17 protein-coding genes are annotated in these 18,749 nt (G+C 65.5%); 3 read left to right on the forward strand and 14 right to left on the reverse strand.

Annotated elements, in window-relative coordinates:
- Positions 1–87 precede the first annotated feature (87 nt).
- The 14 genes from pncA to XH92_RS33900 all read right to left on the reverse strand — a co-directional run bounded on the left by pncA (position 88) and on the right by XH92_RS33900 (position 15,321).
- Positions 88–708, reverse strand: a complete 621-nt coding sequence (gene pncA, locus XH92_RS33835; RefSeq protein WP_194456011.1) for a bifunctional nicotinamidase/pyrazinamidase — start codon at positions 706–708, stop codon at positions 88–90.
- Complete coding sequence (locus tag XH92_RS33840; RefSeq protein WP_194456012.1) at positions 708–1,526, reverse strand: aspartate dehydrogenase; 819 nt, start codon at positions 1,524–1,526, stop codon at positions 708–710. The genes pncA and XH92_RS33840 overlap by 1 nt, the downstream gene beginning before the upstream one ends.
- Entirely contained in the window at positions 1,526–2,944 is a 1,419-nt protein-coding gene (locus XH92_RS33845; protein ID WP_194456013.1) for a M20/M25/M40 family metallo-hydrolase, read from the reverse strand. Before XH92_RS33845 ends, XH92_RS33840 begins: the two co-directional genes overlap by 1 nt.
- 140 nt (positions 2,945–3,084) lie before the next feature.
- On the reverse strand, positions 3,085–3,573 hold the full coding sequence (locus XH92_RS33850) for a Rid family hydrolase (RefSeq protein ID WP_210345495.1): 489 nt from the start codon (positions 3,571–3,573) through the stop codon (positions 3,085–3,087).
- Between the two features lie 18 nt (positions 3,574–3,591).
- The gene (locus XH92_RS33855) at positions 3,592–3,996 is read right to left on the reverse strand and encodes a cytochrome c (RefSeq protein ID WP_210345496.1); all 405 of its coding nucleotides are present in this window, start codon (positions 3,994–3,996) and stop codon (positions 3,592–3,594) included.
- Positions 3,997–3,998: 2 nt separating this feature from the next.
- Positions 3,999–5,591, reverse strand: coding sequence for a flavin monoamine oxidase family protein (locus XH92_RS33860; RefSeq protein ID WP_210345497.1), 1,593 nt, complete (start codon positions 5,589–5,591; stop codon positions 3,999–4,001).
- 124 nt (positions 5,592–5,715) lie between these two features.
- Positions 5,716–6,468 carry a hypothetical protein gene (locus XH92_RS33865; RefSeq protein WP_194456016.1) on the reverse strand — a complete coding sequence of 251 codons (753 nt, stop codon included), beginning with the start codon at positions 6,466–6,468 and terminating at the stop codon, positions 5,716–5,718.
- 306 nt (positions 6,469–6,774) lie between these two features.
- Entirely contained in the window at positions 6,775–7,995 is a 1,221-nt protein-coding gene (locus tag XH92_RS33870; protein WP_194456017.1) for an ABC transporter substrate-binding protein, read from the reverse strand.
- Positions 7,996–8,222: 227 nt separating this feature from the next.
- Entirely contained in the window at positions 8,223–9,668 is a 1,446-nt protein-coding gene (locus XH92_RS33875; protein WP_194456018.1) for an amidase family protein, read from the reverse strand.
- A 41-nt stretch (positions 9,669–9,709) separates the two neighbouring features.
- Positions 9,710–11,128 carry an amidase family protein gene (locus tag XH92_RS33880; protein WP_194456019.1) on the reverse strand — a complete coding sequence of 473 codons (1,419 nt, stop codon included), beginning with the start codon at positions 11,126–11,128 and terminating at the stop codon, positions 9,710–9,712.
- A gap of 43 nt (positions 11,129–11,171) precedes the next feature.
- Positions 11,172–11,966, reverse strand: a complete 795-nt coding sequence (locus tag XH92_RS33885) for a FadR/GntR family transcriptional regulator (protein ID WP_194456020.1) — start codon at positions 11,964–11,966, stop codon at positions 11,172–11,174.
- A 163-nt stretch (positions 11,967–12,129) separates the two neighbouring features.
- Entirely contained in the window at positions 12,130–12,639 is a 510-nt protein-coding gene (locus tag XH92_RS33890) for a hypothetical protein (protein WP_194456021.1), read from the reverse strand.
- 362 nt (positions 12,640–13,001) lie between these two features.
- Positions 13,002–14,123 (reverse strand): amino acid ABC transporter permease, encoded by a 1,122-nt coding sequence (locus tag XH92_RS33895; RefSeq protein ID WP_194456022.1) that lies wholly within the window; start codon positions 14,121–14,123, stop codon positions 13,002–13,004.
- A 1-nt stretch (position 14,124) separates the two neighbouring features.
- On the reverse strand, positions 14,125–15,321 hold the full coding sequence (locus tag XH92_RS33900) for an amino acid ABC transporter permease (protein ID WP_194456023.1): 1,197 nt from the start codon (positions 15,319–15,321) through the stop codon (positions 14,125–14,127).
- Positions 15,322–15,427: 106 nt separating this feature from the next.
- On the opposite strand from XH92_RS33900, the gene XH92_RS33905 reads away from it, so the two are divergent.
- From XH92_RS33905 to XH92_RS33915, 3 genes are read left to right on the forward strand one after another with little or no spacing between them, the layout of a single operon-like run.
- On the forward strand, positions 15,428–16,303 hold the full coding sequence (locus XH92_RS33905) for a MurR/RpiR family transcriptional regulator (RefSeq protein ID WP_194456024.1): 876 nt from the start codon (positions 15,428–15,430) through the stop codon (positions 16,301–16,303).
- A gap of 5 nt (positions 16,304–16,308) precedes the next feature.
- The gene (locus tag XH92_RS33910) at positions 16,309–17,658 is read left to right on the forward strand and encodes an aspartate aminotransferase family protein (protein WP_194456025.1); all 1,350 of its coding nucleotides are present in this window, start codon (positions 16,309–16,311) and stop codon (positions 17,656–17,658) included.
- A gap of 12 nt (positions 17,659–17,670) precedes the next feature.
- Positions 17,671–18,681, forward strand: coding sequence for an amino acid ABC transporter substrate-binding protein (locus XH92_RS33915; protein ID WP_194456026.1), 1,011 nt, complete (start codon positions 17,671–17,673; stop codon positions 18,679–18,681).
- The last annotated feature ends 68 nt before the right edge of the window (positions 18,682–18,749 follow it).

Raw genomic sequence — 18,749 nt, forward strand, 5'->3', positions numbered from 1 at the left:
AAGCTCCGCTGCGTGATCATCAACGGCTGGGGATTAGAACAAAAGGCCAGTCAAAACAATGGTTTTTGCCCCCCTGCTCGGCCGGGTTCAGGCAATCTCCTCGACCAGCGTGACACCGGCTTCAAGCATCGCCGCGGTGGCAGACGCAAGCGAGCCGCCGAGATCGATGGCACGGCAGCCCGCCAGCACGACCGTGGTCTCGAACCCGAGCCGCCGTGCATCGAGCGCCGAATACTGCACGCAAAAATCCGTCGCGAGCCCGGCCATCACGACACGCTTGAGGCCGCGCTCGCGCAGATAGCCGGCGAGCCCGGTCGGCGTGGTGCGGTCGTTCTCGAAGAACGCCGAATAGGAATCGATCGCGGCCCGGAACCCCTTGCGGATCACGAGCTCAGCCCGCTCGGTCGCAAGCTCGGGATGAAACGCGGCGCCGGCGGTGCCCTGGATGCAGTGATCCGGCCACAGCGTCTGCTCGCCATAGGGCATGGCGATCGCGGAAAACGGCGCCGCGCCCGGATGCGAGGTGGCAAACGAGCTGTGGCCCGCCGGGTGCCAGTCCTGGGTCAGCACGACATGGTCGAAGCCCGCCGCGAGCCGGTTGACCACGGGCACGACGGCATCGCCGCCGGCCACCGCCAGCGCGCCACCGGGGCAGAAATCGTTCTGCACGTCGATGATCAGCAAGACGTCGTCGGGCTCGATCTTCATCAGGTGCCGATCCGCAAGGACGCGCGCAGCTTGCGCAGGCAGGCGATCACCGACAGCGCCGTGATGCGGCCGGTCTTCGGATTCTCCGAGGGGATGTTCTCGATCATCATCGAGAACCGCGCCGAGTCGGAATCGACCTCGATGCGGTGGGTGTTGCGCGTCACCGTCGGATCCGCCCAGATCTCGACCCGCGTGCGATCGGGGCCGATGCCGGCGAGCGACAACGCCACCGCGACGTTGAGATTGGCCGGAAAGCCCTTTGCGGCGTCGCGCGCGCTGCCTTCGAAGACGCGCAGCGGTTCGGTGATGCCTTCGATCCGGATGTCGTTCTCGACCAGATGCGGCGCGCCGACGAGGCCCGCGACCGGCTTCCGCGTCACCAGCTTCGCCGAATGGATGGTCCCGATCGCCGCCGCGGTCACCGCATCGAGGCCGATCAGCGCGCCGGTCGGCACGATGATCTGGCCGCCATGGGCTTTGGCGAGATCGACCAGGTCCTCGTTCTGCAACAGCGCGCCGACGCTGAGCACAACCGCGGTCTTGCCGCGCTCGACCACCGGCGCCACGATCGCGCGCACCACCTTGCTCGGCGCGCACTCGACCACGATGTCGGCAACATCAGCCAGCGCATCGATCGGCACCAGCCTTGGCGCCGACTTGAGACTTTCGACCCAGCTGCGGTGCTTGTCCGGACTGTTCGCCGACACCGCAACCAGCGTCAGGCCCTCGATGCCTTGATCGAGTGCCTTGACGATTTCGGTGCCGATCGCGCCGAGGCCGGCGACCGCAACCCGTGCGTTTGTCTTTCCGTCAGCCATCATTTCCCGCCGGCGAGCATCTTGACCAGGCGATAGAGATACTCCTCGCCTTCGTAGAAGGACTTTACTAGCACGCGCTCGTCCTTGCCGTGAGCCCGGTTGTCATCGACGTCCGATCCCAGCCCGGAATGGCCATAGGTCGGAATCCCGGCATTGCGCAGATAGCTGCCGTCGGTGGCACCGGTGCTCATCACGGGGACGATTTCGGCATCCGGCCAGAACTCCTTCGACAGCTTCTCGACCGATCCCATGATCTCCTCGTTCAAGGGCGACGGCGGGCTCAACACGGCCTTGCCGGTCGGGGTCACCTCGATCTGCTTGTCGGCGAGCACCCGCTCGATCGTCGCCTGAACACCTTCGACCGGCTCACCGGGCAGGATCCGGCAATTCACCTTGGCGGTTGCCAGCTGCGGCAGCGCGTTGATGGCGTGGCCGCCCTCGAGCATGGTCGCGACGCAGGTGGTGCGGAGCTGCGCGTTGTAGCCGGGATTTTCCGACAATCGCGCCAGCGCCGCCGGGTCCGGCTGCGGCGCGAGAATGGCCTTGATGTCGTCGGCATGCGACTTGTCGACCTCGGCGGTCTTGGTGAAATAGATCCGCGTCGTCTCGTTGAGATTCATCGGGAAGTCGTATTTGGAGAGCCGCACCAGGCCCTCTGCGAGCCGGTAGATCGCATTGTCCTTGCGCGGTAGCGACGAGTGGCCGCCGCGATCCTTCACCGTGAGCTGGTAGCCGATCGAGACCTTCTCGCTGGTCTGCACGCTGTTGCGGATCGCCTTGCCGTTCTTCAGGCCGACGCCGCCGCCTTCGTTCAGTGCGAACTCGGCGTCGATCAGGTCGCGGTGGTTCTTGATCAGCCACTGTATGCCGAGAGCATTGGCATCGAGGATCTCCTCGTCGGTCTCGAGCGCGACGATGATATCGCGGTCGGGCTTGTAGCCCTCCTTCTTGTAGCGGATCAGATTGGTGATGAAGGCCGACGCCATGTATTTGTCGTCGCCGGAGCCGCGGCCGTAGAAGTAGCCGTCCTGCTCGGTGAGCTTGAACGGATCGACTGTCCAGTCCTCGCGAAGCGCAGGGACGACGTCGATATGGGCGACCAGCAGGATCGGCTTGCGCGCGCCGGAGCCGTGCAGCCGCGCCACCAGATTGCCCTTGTGCGGCGCCGGCGAGAACACGTGCACGTCGGCCTCGGGGAAGCCCGCCGCGCGGAGCCGCGCGCCCATCGCCTCCGCCGCCTTCTGGGTATCGCCGGTCGCGGTGGTCGTGTTGATCTCGACCAGCTCCTGGTAGATGCCGCGGGCGAATTGCTGCTGCTCGGTCAGTCCCTGCGCGCCGGCGCCGGACGCGAGCAGGAGCGGCGCGATCGCGGCCGCGAGCTGCAGCGATCGAACCATGTTTCGGGCCTTGTGCGACATCGTGCTCTCCCAGAATTCCACCATCTCGGGCGCGAATTCAGACAGGCGGCACGCGCTTTGGCAAGACGGCGAGCCCTTCAATTTCCGCGCGCATGCTCCGCGCTTTCGCGCACGCTATTTGGAGTCCTTATGTGGCGTCCTTATTTCGCATCCTTGACCGCGATCACCTCGATCTCGACCAGGAAGCCTGGATTGGCGAGTGCGGCGACGCCGACTACCGAGCGCGCCGGCAGGTTCGGCTGGCTGCCGCCGAAGAACTGGGTGTAGCCCTCCATGAAGGCCTTGAAGTCCATCGGCGCAGCCGTGTTGTGCACCAGGAACACCTGCATCTTGACGACGTCGCCCATGCCAAGCCCCTGGCCTTCCAGAATGGCCTTGATGCGGCCCAGCACGCCGACGGTCTGGGTCTTGGTGTCGCCATAGGCCTGCGGGCTCGACGGATCGGCATCCTTGTTGACGACCGGCGGCACTTGGCCGCTGACATAGACCGTCGTGGTGTTGCCGGTGACGGTGACGGCCTGCGCGATCGGGAAGGTCGAGTTGGGAATCGGATGCCTGACCACGTCAGCCGAGGCCGCGGTCGCCATCGCCGACAGCGCGGCGCCCAGCACGATACCGATGAACTTCATCAAACTCTCTCCAAATGGTTAGCGGCGGGCGTCCTGCACATCCTTGGTCGTCACCGCGTCCTGATAGGTGTTGCCGAAGTGCGTTCGCAGATAATTCACAACCGCGGCGACCTGACCATCGGTCATCATGTCGCCGAACGCCGGCATGCCGCGCCGGCCATTGACGACGAGGAAGATCGGATAGCTGCCGGATTCGAGATTCTTGTTGCTGGCGAGCGAGGGATAGGTGCCGGCGCCGCTCGCGCCCGTCGCATCCGGCATGTGGCAGCCCTGGCAGACATTGGCAAACAGTTCCTCGCCGGTCATCTCCACGAAACGATAGCCCGAGGAGAAGGTGCGCTTGCCCGCCGCGCTATCCTGCCCGAGCGCCGCGGTCGCCGAGAGCAGCGCCAGCGCCGCGATCACAGATGTCCCTGTCCGCATCATCACGTCTTCACCACACGTTCGTGCAATCGGGTAATGGCATCGAGCGCCGACAGGATCGCGCCCTCCTGCCAGGCCGGCAGCTGCGAGGCGTGCTCGCCGGCCAGCGCGATGCGGCCGTCGATCTGGCAGAGATTGCGGTAGTGCTGCGCCCGCCCGGCCTCGGTCCATTCACCGGCACAGCCGAGCGTGAACGGCACCCGATGCCACGCCACCGCGACGCCGTTCTCGAACTCGCTCTTGTACTGCGGATGAATCTTGGCGCCGAACTCGACCGCACTGGCGACCCGTTCGGCCGGCGTCATCGCGGTGAACTCGAAGGAATTGGCGCCCTCATACAGGTACGCGCCGAGCAGCACGCCGCGGCCGCCGCGGTTGAAGCCATAGTTCGGATAGCCGATGTTCCGGATCGGCAGATCGGTGTAGCTGATGCCGCCATAGATCGCCTCGTCCTCTTCCCAGAACCGCCGCTTGAACTGCAGCCCGACCTTCACCGAGGCGGCGTAGGGCAAGGAATCGATCGCATTCTTCATCGGCCCGCCGACGTCGACGGGCAGCTGGCTCAGGATCGGCAGCGGGATGGTGCAGATGCACCAGTCGGCAGTCGCCTGCTGCACCGTGGACGGACCGGCGGTGTCGACATAGCTCACGGTGACGCCCGAGCCGTTCTGCTGGATCTGCGTCACCTTGGCGTTATAGCGGATGAGATCGCCGACCTCGCGCGCGAACGCCTTGCCGATCATGTCCATGCCGCCGACCGGCTGGAACATGGTGGTCTGGAAATCGTAGTGCGCGAAGCTCTGCACATAACGCCACATCCGCGACCGCAACAGCTCCTGCAGCGAGATCGGATCGCTGGGCAGCGGATCGCCCATCAAGCCGCCGCCGGGATCGCGCGCATAACCGCGGACGTCGGCGGAACGCAGATTGGCATTGTACTTGTAATCGCGATCCAGCGCGCCCCAGTCGCGCAGCGCCTGCAGCAGGATCTCCTGATCTTCCTTGCTGACGAACTCGTCGAGCCTGCCCTGCTGGCTGACTTTCGCCAGCAGCTCCGACACCCCGCCCTGGAAATCCGCCTTGACGCTGCGAAAGCGTTGCGGCTTGCCGTCGAATGCACGCGTCGCGTGCACATAGGCATTGTGGTTGAGCTGGATGAAGGGTTCCAGTGTCACGTTGAGCCGGCGGCAGTAATCGAGCAGCGCCCGATGATGATAGGGAATCCGCCACGGGCCGGGATTGAGATAGAGCCCCTGCTCGAACTGGCAGGTCTGCTTGAAGCCGCCGAGCTCGGTAAAGCTGTCACCGCCGCGGATCGACCAGTTGCGGCCGCCTGCGCGATTGTTGAACTCGAGGATCTGGACCTTGTAGCCGGCTTTGCGCAGTTCCAGCGCCGCAGTCATGCCGGCAAGCCCGGCGCCGAGAATCAGCACCGAAGCGCCCTTCACGTCGCCCGTGAGCTTGAGCGGGCCCTTGTAGGGCGACTCGGACGCGAAGCCGAGGTTCGTCATCGCCTGATACATCGCCGAACTACCGGCGATGGTCCCGATCAGCGCCAGCAAATCCCGCCGCCTGATCACAGATTGGTTCTGCACCCGCGTTCACCCAGCCACTGGTTTCGATGGCGAAGGGAAACGGTTGACGCGACCCGTGTCAAGAAAGGGCACGCGCGTGCACATGCACCCACACGCGCTTTTGATGCATCACGCGACCGAACCATCACACCACGCGCTCGCGATGCACGCGCCGGCAATCCATTTCGAAGTCGAGCCCGACCACCGGCGGCCGGTCGAAATGCCAGGTCAGGCCGTTGTGTAGCACACCGCGGCGGCCGAGCTCGCTTTCCAGCACCGGATAGACATCATGCACGGTGTAGAGCTGCACCGCGGTGGTGTCCCGCCAGGAGCCGCCGAACGCGCTCATCCGGCGTTCCATCTCGTCAGCCACGAATTTCGCCTTGGCCAGGATGCCGGCGGGGCTGGTATCGCCGGGCGCTATGGTATGATCGCGATAATTGGCCTTGCCCTCGACCGACTCGCCGCTGCCGGCCACGACGAAGCTGCGAGGTGCATCCTTCGCAGCCGGCACCGTGTAGCAGAAGGCGTGGAAGCTCGGCTCGGCGGGCGGATCGAGTTTTGGACAGACATTGCTGCGCGCCACCGGATTGACGCCGTCGCGCATCACGCCCCAGGCGATCAGCGTCTTGGTGTAGATCTCGTTGAAGGCCCTGAATCCTTCCTCGGTGAACGGCGCCGGTGAACGCAGTTCGCAGGCGCCGAATGCGGTGAGCGGGCGGCCAGCGTTCCTGATGATATCGGCAATCCGTTCGAAACCCGCGCTCAGCGACACCGGTTCAGAGAATCTGACCCGCTCGATGGCATAACCGGGCAGCGCGCCAATGCCGCAGGAATACTGACTGACGCCGGGCATGAAACGGTAGCCGCCGTCTTGAGCCTCGATGGTGCTGGTCATGGTGCCTCTTGATGCTGGATGCGGCGGTCGCGATGACGGTTCGCGATGGAGGATACCCTCAATTCGAGATGTCAAACAACGCGCTGTCATCACCCGCGAAAGCGGGTGATCCAGTATTCCAGAGGCATCTGCGCTTGAGCCGAGAGGCCGCGGCGTACTGGATCGCCCGGTCAAGCGGGCGATGACAGCGTTGGGCCTCCGAATTCTTCACAGCGACAAGCGAGCGATTTGTAAGAACGATGCGCTCACCGGTCAGTTCACCCGGGGGCCACCTCACGGCATTCCGCGGCGTCGAGCCTCGCGCCCTTAATGCGCCTTGGCGACGTAGGGGCAGCCGCCTTCATCGAGCGGACGGAAGGCCTGGTCGCCCGGCACCGTCGCGAGATATTCGTAGAGATCCCATTTGCCCCTGGACTCTTCCGGCTTCTTGATGCGCATCAGATACATGTCGTGCACCATGCGGCCGTCCTCGCGCACCACGCCGTTCTGAGCGAAGAAATCATTGACCGGGGTCTTGCGCATCTGCGCGATCACGGTCTCGGAATCGACCGAGTTGGTGGCGGCGACCGCCTTGAAATAGTGCCGCAGCGCCGAGTTGACGCCGGCCTGGTAGGCGGTCGGCATCGCGCCGTGCCGCTTGAAGAACTCCTGGGCGAAGACGCGGGTCTCCGGCGTGCGATCCCAATAGAAGGAATCGGTGAACAGCAGGTCGTGCGCGTGCGCGAGGCCAAGCGCCGGCACGTCGGTGAGCGTCACCTGCAGCGCGACGAGCTGCATGCTGGCGCGGATGTTGAACTCGTCGGCCTGCGATACCGCGTTGCGGAAGTCGGAGCCGGCATTGGCGAGCGCCAGGATCTTGGCTCCGGAGGATTGGGCCTGCAGCAGGAAGGACGAGAAATCGGCGGTGTCGAACGGATGACGGACCGCGCCCAGCACCTTGCCGCCGGCCGACGTCACGGCCTTGCTGGCGTCGCGCTCCAGCGCCTGGCCGAACGCATAATCCGCGGTGAGGAAGAACCAGGGCGCGCCGCCGCGCGCGACCACTGCCTTCGCCGTGGCGTTCGAGGAGGCATAGGTGTCGTAGGTCCACTGCACGCTGGTCGGCGAGCACTGCTTGCCGGTGAGATCGGATGAGCCGGAGCCCGAGATCAGGAACAGCTTCTTGCGTTCGCGCGTCACGGTCTGGATCGCGAGCGCCACCGCGGAATTGACGCCTTCGGCGATCACGTCGACGCCCTTGTTGTCGATCCAGTTGCGCACGATGCCGGTTGCGACGTCAGGCTTGTTCTGGTGATCGGCCGAGATGATCTCGATCTTGCGTCCGGCGACGGTGCCGCCGATTTCCTCCGCGGCCATCTGCGCCGCGATCACCGATCCCGGGCCATTGCCGTCGGAATATTGCCCGCTCATGTCGGTGATGATGCCGACGCGCAGGACACCATCCTCCGCGCGAGCTGCGCCGGCGGCGAAGCAGAGACACAGCGCGGCAATTGCGATCAGGACATGCGAGCGTTTCGTGATGGACATTTCGTTCCCAGGGATTCGGATGGTTCGGACGAACTCCTGAAGGAATCAGGGACCGCGGGCAACCCCGCAGCCGGAATGGCGCTCTGCGAATCCGCGCACAAATTCCGGGAGAAGGAACAAGCTCGAAGTGCCGACACGCGCGCGTCATCATGCGAACGCCGCGGCGAGAATTCGCCGCGGCGCTCTTTGGGTCATACGATTGAACAATCCGAAACGGCCTGATCGCCTCAGCGCCGCTCCCACAACTGCCGTGCCAGGATGCCGGCCTTGCGCTCGATCGCCTCGGCGGCATCGAGACACATGTCCTCGCGGTAGCGCGAGCCGACGATCTGCACGCCGACCGGCAGGCCCTCGTGCAGCCCGACCGGCACCACGGCCGCCGGCAGCCCCAGCACGTTCATCGACGAAATGAAGCGCAAATCGTTCCAGAACAAATCCTTCACGCGCTGGTCGCCGCCGAGATCGGCATTGACCTCCGGCGTCTTGCGCACCGAGGTCGGCATCAGCACCAGTGGATACTGCTCGAGGAACATCATCCAGTTCCTGATGTGGCGCGAACGCTCGGCGATCGCCTTCATGTAGCCGGCCTGGTCCAGCGGATTGGCCAGCGCCATGAAGCCGTGGAATGTCTTCTGGAAGTCGGCGCTGGAGGTCGCCAGCATCTGCTCCTGCTGCAGGATGCGGGTCTCGGTCATGATCAGGTCGCACCAGAGCTGCCAGACCTTGTTGAGATCGGGCACCTCGACCTCGCTAACCGCGTAGCCGGCATCGGCCAGGTAGTCCGCCGCCTTGCGCTGAAGCGCGATCACGCCGCGATCGGTCACCATGTCCTCGGGGATCTTTGCCAGCGCGACCTTGACCGGTGCGGCAGGCTTCGGCCCTTGCAGCGGCGCCGGCACATACCAGGGATCGCGCGGATCGCGCTGCGCCATCACCTCGAGGCCAAGGCGCACGTCCGCGACGTGGCGCGCCAGCGGCCCCTGCGACGACATGAACTGCGCCATCAGCGGCCGTTCAGCCGTTGCGCTGGGATTGAACGCCGGAATCCGGCCCTGGGTCGGCTTGATGGTGACGATGCCGTTGCAATGCGCCGGCCAGCGCAGCGAGCCGCCGATGTCGTTGCCATGCGCGATGGTGCCGATGCCGGCCGCGATCGACGCGCCGGCGCCGCCCGATGATCCGCCGCAGGTCACCTCGGCATTCCAGGGATTGCGCGTCAGGCCGTGCAGCGGGTTGTCGGTGAAGCCGCGCAGCGAGAATTCCGGCGTGTTGGTCAGGCCGATGATGATGGCGCCAGCCCTCTTGAGATTGGCCGTCACCGGCGAGTCGCCCGGCGCAATATTGTCCTTGAAGGCAACCACGCCGTTCGAATTGGCCTGGCCTTCGACGTCGATGTTGATCTTGATCGTGACCGGCACGCCGTGCAGCGGTCCCGCCGTGCCGCCCTTCCCCTTGCTCGCTGCCAGCGCCTCGTCCGCCGCCTTGGCGGCCTGCATCGCCGATGCGCCGAGATCGACGACGACTGCGTTGAGCGCCGGGTTGGCTTCCTGCATGCGGTCGAGATGGGCACGAACCACCTGCTCCGAGGTCACTTGGTTGTTCCTGATCGCCGCCGCCGTCTCGACGGCGGACCATTGCCAGATCGGTGTAGTCGTCACTTTGTACTCTCCCATGATGCTCAGTGCTTGTTGTTGGTTTCGAAAACCGCGTGCCTTCAGTCGCGCGGATCGATCGGCGTCAGCGTCGAGGCCCGCGCCTCGATCACCTCGGCGACGGCGAGACAGACGTCCTCGCGGAAGCGGCCGGCGATCACCTGCACGCCGACCGGCACGCCGCCGGCAGTCCCCGTCGGCACCACGACCGACGGAAAGCCGAGCGCGGGCACCGCGAGCAGCGGCCGCTGCGCGTCGAGCAGCGCACGCACCACTGTTGCGTCTTCCTGATCCTGATCGAAGCGGAACGGCAGTTGCGCCGAAACCGGCAGGATGATGACCGGGCAGCGCTCCTGGAACAGCTGCCAGGCCCGCACGATCGAAAGCCGCCGCTCGAAGCAGGCCAGCACCTGATCGCCATCGAGCTCGGGCGCATAGGCGACATGGCAGTCGAGATTATAGCGGCTGCGGTCGTCGCCGAATTTGCGGATCATCGGCGCCAGCACGCGGCGCTCCTCATTGATGACGAGGCGATGCCAGAGATCGGCGGCCTCTGCGAGCCGCGGCGGCGTGGTCTCCTCCACGGCAAAGCCGGCGTCCGCGAGCCAGCGGCCGGCGGCGCGCACCGCTGCGCTGACCTCCGGTGCCTCGTCGCCGAACGGCGTCGCCGCGATCGCAACGCCGATCGGACGCTTGAGTGGCGCGCCCTGCAAGGGCACCGGCATCCACGTGCCATCGCGCGCATCCGCCTGCGCCATCGCGGCGAGGCCGGTGCGCAGATCGGCGACCGAGCGGGCGAGCGGCCCCTGCACCGACATCATCTGCGCGGTGATCGGACGATCGCTGGTTGCCGATGGATTGAATGACGGAATGCGTCCCGGGGTCGGACGCAGGCCGGCGACGCCGCAGGCATAGGCGGGATAGCGGATCGAGCCGCCGAAATCATTGCCATGCGCGATCGCGCCCATGCCGGAGGCGACGGCCGATGCGGCGCCGCCGCTGGAGCCGCCCGGCGTCAAGTGCCGGCTCCAGGGATTGTAGGTCGCGCCGTGCAGATCGTTGTTGGTGAACCAGCGGTGCGAGAAGGCCGGCGTGTTGGTGCGGCCGACGATAACCGCGCCCGCCTTGCGGAAGTTCGCGACCACCGGGCTGTCCTCGGCGGCGATGACATCGCGGAAGGCGACGACGCCGTTGGTGGTGGCATGGCCGCGCTGATCGACATTGACCTTGATGGTGACCGGCACGCCGTGCAGCGCGCCGAGCTCTGCGCCAGATTTCACCGCGGCATCCGCGGTGTCCGCCGCGGCCAGCGCCTCATCGGCCAGCACCTCGACAATGGCGTTCAACGCCGGATTGACCTGCGCGATCCTGTAGAGACTGGACTGCACGGCGTCCCGGCTCGAGATCGCGCGCGTCGCGATCGCGCGCGCCAGATCGACGGCCGACCAGCTCCACAACTCATTCTCGCGCCGCTTGACCATTGTTGTTTCCTCCAAAGCGTATGCAACAGTCGGCCGTTGCGCTTCAGTCGAGCCGCAACGGCTGGTGAAAGACCGGCAGATCCATGCGCCGGTCTTCCGCGGGAACGACCACGGCTTCGGCGCTCAGCACATGATCGAGCATCACTCGGCGGGCACGCGCCGCATTGCCGGAGCGGAACGCGGCCATCAGGCGCTTGTGAAATTCGATGTTCTCGCAGGTGAAGCTGGATGCGAATTCCTGCACGCCGAGCTTGCCGATCAAATGGCGGATCGCCTCGTTGACGAAGCGGGCGACCAGGCCGAGCAACGGATTCGGACAGGCCTCGATCAGGATGTCGTGGAAGTCGATCTCGGCGTGGCGGTGGTGCTCCCAGTCCGCGATGCCGCCGGGATGATGCTCCTGAACCGCGATCGCCTTGTCGAGTGCCGCGAAATGCGCTGCCGTGAGGTGGCCGACCACGCTGAAGGCGAGCTCCGGCTCGATCAGGCGGCGGATCTGATAGATCTGCGCGGTAGAGATCCACTGGAAATAGAAGTAGTTGCTGAGCAGGCCGACGATCCGGTTGATCGACACCGTCGCCACCCGCGCGCCGCCGCCGGGACCTGTCGTGTTCTGCACCAGCCCCTGCACTTCCAGCGATTTGAGCGCCTCCCGGATGGTCGAGCGGCTGCAGCCGAACATCTCGATCAGCTCAACCTCCTGCGGCAGCCGGTCGTTGGGCTGCAACCCGGCCTGGAAGATGTGGCTGCGGATCAGGTCGGCGACCGCGTCCGAGCGCTTGCGCTTGATCGCGGCGCGCCGCGACGGGTCCAGGGACGGAAGAGCCGATTTATCCATTTTATGATCATAAATAGGATGGAGCCGGCTTGGCAAGCCTCCGGTTGCCTGGGGCATTCATTCTGTGGAGGCGCCAGCGACGGATTCAGGACTTGTGTCGGGCCGCGCGTTCGCTGCCGGGCGTTTCGACCGGTATTGCCCGTCAGCCGAGGCGGTCCTGCCCTTAAAGCGGGCGATGGTTCACCCTGAGGCGCATCCGGCGACAGAATCCCTCGATGACCTGTGCAAGCACCTCGAAATTGACGAGCAGCTGTTCGGCCTGCTCGCGATCAACCGATCCGGGGGCAAACGATTCCGTCAGACGCCGTTGGCGATCTGCCCAGGCCCGGCATGTTGCGGCCTTGCCTTCGGCAAACTCAAGCTGCTCGCTCCGGCGAACGAGCCTGTCTTCTTCCTCAAGCGACCGGCTGTTGGGAATTGGTCTCGTGCTGGTTGGAACGTCCGAGCGCCTGAACAGATCCAGGTAGTGATCCGTGTTTGCGCGCGCGATGGACTCATTGATGTAGGTGCCTCCCGCCAGTCGCAGTCCTGGTCGGCGAGGTTTGGCTTCAGGACTCAAGAACTGCTCGATCTCTGTCAGGAGGTCACGAAGCTCATCAGTCGAAAACCCCTGCAGGGCATCGTCGACCTGGCTTCGGGTGTTCTCCGGATAGACGACGTTGTCTTCGGCCATTGGCGTGCAACAAATCAGAAAAAAGCCCTATCAGGCAGGCACCATGCATTCGTATGAAAAAGAAACGGCAGCCATTGCGCGGCGCTCGGTCCAAACAGGACAATGCCCGCGCAAACAATGATTTCAGTCATCGCGCGCTCGCGAATCCCAATGGCTTTGAAGATAAGTTACGGGTGGAACAGCGCCTAGTGCACTCTGTGCCAGCCGCGCTCTGCGCCGGCCATCGGCCAAATCTTGGTTGTCGCATCCTTAAAGTCGGAACAGGCCGTTGCAAAAATCAAAGCAGGAAGCTGCGGATGCGAACAGGCTGACATCGAAGATGCAGCATGTGAACGACGCAAGCGACGGCGAGCCCGGATCGCTCAGTTCGTTCCGCGCTGCGCCTCGAGGCCGCGGCTGTAGCGCGACATCGCAAAGCAGAAGATGAAGTAGATCACGCCGACGAAGACATAGACCTCGACGCTGAAGGACTGCCAGGCCGGATCGACGATCGCGGTCTTGGCGGTGGTCAGGAGGTCGAAGATGCCGATGATCAGGACCAGGCTGGTATCCTTGAAGAAGGCGATGAAGGTGTTGACCAGCGGCGGGATGACGTGGCGGATCGCCTGCGGCAACACGATCAGCGCGTTCTTCTCCCAGTAGGACAGCCCGAGCGCATCGGCGGCCTCATATTGTCCGCGCGGCACCGCCTGCAGGCCGCCGCGCACGACTTCCGCAAGGTAGGCGCCGGCATAGAGGATGAAGGCAATCTGCGCGCGCAGCAGTTTGTCAATGTTGACGCCGTCGGGCATGAACAGCGGGAACATCACACTCGCCATGAACAGCAGGCTGATCAGCGGCACGCCGCGGATCAATTCGACATAGAGCACGCAGAGCGAGCGGATCGCCGGCAATTTCGAGCGGCGGCCGAGCGCGACCAGGATGCCGAGCGGAAAGCCGAACGCGAGCCCGAAGGTCGCCAGGATCAGCGTCACCGGCAGCCCGCCCCAGCGGTCCTGCGTGACGAAGCTGAGGCCAAGGAAGCCGCCCCACATCAAGCAACCGATCACGACCAGGGCCGCGGCCCACAGCAGGAACAGCTCCTTGCGCCAGAAGCTGCGGCGGCTCGAGACCGCGAACAGCGCGATGAAGATCACGACTACGAGCGCCGGCCGCCACTGCTCGTCGAACGGATAGGTGCCGAACAGGATGAAGCGGTACTTCTCGGGAACGACGGCCCAGCAGGCGCCGATGCCGCGCAGCGCGCGGCAGGCGCTGCTGTCATTGCCGGAGACGATCCAGACGGCGTTCGCGATGCCCCACTGCCAGAGACCGATACAGGCCTTGCCGAGCACGAACAGCAGCAGCAAGGTCATGATGCCGGACGGGATCGAGGCGAACAGGTTGGCGCGCAGCCACGCTGTGAGATGTCCGCCGAGCGCCCGTGGCGCCGGGCGCGGGCCGATCGGCAACGGATCCTGCGGAAGGTGCGCGACCGAGCTCATGTCAGCGCTCCACCAGCGCGATCCGCGCATTGTACCAGTTCATGAACAGGCTGATGCCGAGGCTGATGGTGAGGAACACCATCATGATCAGCGCGATCGACTCGATCGCCTGCCCGGTCTGGTTCAGCGTGGTGTTGGCGATTGAGACGATGTCCTGGTAGCCGACCGCGACCGCGAGCGAGGAATTCTTGGTCAGGTTCAGATACTGGCTGGTCATCGGCGGGATGATGACGCGCAGCGCCTGCGGCAGCACGATGTGTTGCAGCACGAAGCTGCGCTTGAGCCCAAGCGCCTTGGCGGCATCCGACTGGCCGCGCGGCACCGCCTGGATGCCGCTGCGCACGATCTCGGCGATGAACGCCGACGTATAGGTGACGAGCGCGATCAGCAGCGCAAAGTATTCCGGCGCCAGGGTCAGCCCGCCGACGAAGTTGAAGCCGCGCAGCTCCGGCAGCGCGATGCTCCAGCTCGCGCCCACAAACCACGACACCAGCGCAGGCAGCGCGACGACGAGCCCGAGCGCGTAAGGCCAGGCCGGCCGCGCGCGGCCGTCGAGCATCTGCTGCGCGATCAGGCGGCGCCTGACGACATGGAAGACGAACACGCCCGCGACCAGCGCCAGGATGGTCCACCAATTGGCTTCATGCAGCGGGACCGACGGCAGGATCAGGCCGCGATTGGAGAGATAGACGCCCTCGACCGGCTTCCAGGCCTGGCGCGCCGCCGGCAGGCCCTGCATCAGCACGTACCAGAACAGAAGCTGCAGCAGCAGCGGCAGGTCGCGCAGCACTTCGACATAGACGGCGGCGAGCCGCGCCAGGAGCCAGTTCGACGACAGCCGCGCAATGCCGACCAGCGTGCCGATCACGGTCGCCAGCACGATGCCGATCACGGCGACGCGCAGCGTGTTGACGATGCCGACGATGAAGGCGCGCAGGTAAGTGTTCTTCGGCGTGTAGTCGATCCAGGAGTCCGCGATCGGCATGCCGGCTTCGCGGCCGAGGAAGGCGAAGCCGGTCGAGATGCGCCGCACCGAGAGATTATGGACCGCGTTCGACCACAGCCACGCGACGATGGCGACCGCGATGGCGACCACCAGGACCTGCCAGAACAGGCCGGCGACGCGGGGATCGCTGAGCGAAAGCCGCCAGGAGCGACTTGGAGCCCGGGCGGGGCGTTGCGGCGTCGACGTCGTCACAGCACAGGATCCTCTGAGAAGCGATCTTCTGCCATGCGCAAGAGCGTATTCGGGGCTGCGCACTTCATATGTTGCACCAAATTGATATTCGTGCAACATATGTTTCATGGCCCAGGCTCAGCCGAAACCATCGCCCCTCAACGAATTGTGCAGCGCATTGCCGTCGCTGCCAATGCGGTTGCAGGAAGTCGGTCGGTTTGTCGCAGCCAATGATTACGACGCCACCACGCGCTCGATGCGCGAACTTGCCGCGGTCGCCGGCGCCGATCCAGCCTCCTTCACCCGTCTTGCCAAGGCCCTCGGCTATTCCGGCTGGGACGAATTGCGCGCCGCTCTCACCGAGGCGCGACGGCCGGCGCAGGGCTCGCCGTTCTCCGGTCGCGCCAGAAGCCGCCGCGCCGGGCCGAATGCCGATGTCAAACTGGTGCACGACAAGCTGGAGGCGGAAGCCGCGGGGCTTACCCGGATTTCCGCGAGCGCGATCGCTGACGCCGCGCGTGCGCTGCACGCCGCTGACAGGATCTGGATCACGGGCTTTCGCAGCTGCCGCAGCGTTGCGGAACTTTTGACGTATCAGCTTCGCCTGTTCCGCCCCGACGCCGTGCAGCTGGTCGGCGGTTCCGGTCCGTTCGATCTCGACCACGGCGCCTTCCGTTCAGGCGACGCCGTGGTGGTGATCGGTTTTGCGCCCTACACCCTGGTCAGCGTCGAGACCGCACGTGCGGCGCATCAGGCGCGCGCCACGCTGATCGCGATCGCCGACACGATCACAGCGCCGATGGCCGAGGGAGCCGATCATCTGCTGCTGTTCGAGGCCGCCTCCTCGCCCGGCTTCTTCCCGAGCCTGACCGGCGCGATCGCGGTCGCCCAGTCGCTCGCCGCCGTTGCCTTCACGCTGGGCGGCGCGAGCGCAAAACGCAAGCTGGAGGAGACCGAGGGCCGGCTTGCCGAGATGTCGCAATATTTTGTCGAGAAAGGATAAGTATCATGGCCGCCAACAAGAGCCGCGTGATGCATCGCAGCCTGCGCGAAACCCCGCCCAAGGCGATCGGCGGCGACGGTGTCTGGCTGATCGCGGAAGATGGCCACCGCATTCTCGATTCCTCCGGCGGCGCCGCGGTGTCCTGCCTCGGCCATCAGCATCCGCGCATCCTTGCCGCGATCGCGAGGCAAGCGTCCAAGATTGCCTATGCGCATACCGGCTTCTTCTCCTCCGAGCCGGCGGAAGAGCTCGCCGAGCGGCTGGTCGGCCACGAGCCCGGCGGCCTCGGCTATGTCTATTTCGTCAGCGGCGGCTCGGAGGCGATCGAGGCCTCGATCAAGCTGGCGCGGCAATATTTCATCGAGCGCGGCGAGCCGAAGCGCGCCCGCTTCATCGCGCGCCGCCAGAGCTATCACGGCAACACGCTCGGCGCGCTGTCGGCCGGCGGCAATGCCTGGCGCCGCGAGCCCTATGCGCCGCTGCTGTCGCCCTCGTTCAGCCACGTCACCCCGGCCTTTGCCTATCACGAGAAGCGCGACGATGAATCCGAGGCGGCCTTTGTGGCGCGGCTTGCCGCCGAGCTCGAGGCCGAATTCCAGCGGCTCGGCCCCGAGAACGTCGCCGCCTTCATCGCCGAACCCGTGGTCGGCGCCACCGCCGGCTGCGTGCCGGCACCGGAAGGCTACTTCAAGGCGGTGCGCGAGATCTGCAACCGTCACGGCGCGCTGCTGATCCTCGACGAGGTGATGTGCGGCATGGGCCGCACCGGCACGCTGCATGCGTGGGAGCAGGAAGGCATCTCGCCCGACATCCAGGCGGTCGCCAAGGGGCTCGGCGGCGGCTATCAGCCGATCGGCGCGATGCTCGCGAGCGGCAGCATCGTCGACACCGTGCGCAACGGCTCCGGCGCGTTCCAGCACGGCCACACCTATCTCGCGCATCCGCTCGCCTGCGCCGCCGCGCTCGAGGTGCAGAAGGTGATCAGCGAGGAGAAGCTGCTCGAACGGGTCAAGGAACGCGGCCGCCAGCTCGAGCAGCGGCTCGTCGAACGCTTCGGCAATCACCGCCATGTCGGCGACATCAGGGGCCGCGGGCTGTTCTGGGGGATCGAGCTGGTCGCAGACCGCGGTACGCGGCAGCCGTTCGATCCCAAGCTGAAGCTGCATCAGCGGATCAAGTCCGCAGCCTTTGCCGGCGGCCTCGGCTGCTATCCGTCGGGCGGCACCGCCGACGGCCAGCGCGGCGACCATGTGCTGCTCGCCCCGCCCTATATCGCAACTTCCGGCGACATCGACATGATCGTCGAAAGGCTCGGCGCTGCGGTAGACAGCGCGTTGAAGGATGTTGGTCATTAGGAGGAGGACAGAATGTACAGGGTATTGATCACTGCAACCGTTCTTGCCGCCAGCATCGCTGGCGCAAGCGCAGCGACGCTCGACACCGTCAAGCAGCGCGGCACGCTGGTGTGCGGCGTCTCGACCGGGTTTGCCGGCTTCTCGGCGCCGGACTCGCAAGGCAATTTCAAGGGCCTCGATGTCGACTATTGCCGCGCGCTTGCCGCCGGCATCCTCGGCGATGCCAACAAGGTGCGTTACGTCGCGTTGACGGCGCAGAACCGCTTCACCGCGCTGCAGTCGGGCGAGATCGACGTGCTCTACCGCAACTCGACGCAGACTTACCTGCGCGGCACCACGCTCGGCCTGCGCCAGGGCCCGGTCAATTTCTACGACGGCCAGGGTTTCGTGGTGAAGAAGGACCTCGGCGTGAAGGAGCTGAAGGATCTCAAGGGCGCCACGGTCTGCGTCGCGCAGGGCACCACGCATGAGGTGACGCTCGGCGACTACGGCCGCGCCAACGGCATCGACTGGAAGCCGCTGGTGTTCGACCGCCCCGACACCATGTACCAGACCTTCTTCGGCGGCCGCTGCGATGCCATGACCCAGGATGCTTCCGCGCTCGCCGGCGCGGTCGCAACCGCAGCGCCGAAGGCCGACGACTACGTCGTGCTGCCGCAGACCATCAGCAAGGAGCCGCTCGGCCCGTTCACCCGCAACGGCGACGAGGTCTGGAGCGACATCATCACCTGGCTGCACTATGGCCTCGTTGAAGCCGAAGAGCTCGGCGTCACGCAGGCCAATGTCGACGAGATGACGAAGTCACAGGTCCCGGCGATCCAGCGCCTGCTCGGCGCATCCGGCGATCTCGGCTCGCGGCTCGGCCTCGACAACAAATGGCTGGTTGGGGCGATCAAGGCCGGCGGCAATTACGGCGAGATCTTCGAGCGTAATGTCGGCAAGGCGAGCCCCCTGAAGCTCGAGCGCGGCCTCAACGGCACCTGGAGCAAGGGCGGCCTGATGTACGCGATCCCATTTAAGTGACGGATCACCTCGCCCCGCTTGCGGGGAGAGGTCGGATTGCGAAGCAATCCGGGTGAGGGGGAGCCTCC

Origin of the sequence: Bradyrhizobium sp. CCBAU 53421, assembly GCF_015291625.1 — a bacterium.
Lineage (GTDB): Bacteria > Pseudomonadota > Alphaproteobacteria > Rhizobiales > Xanthobacteraceae > Bradyrhizobium.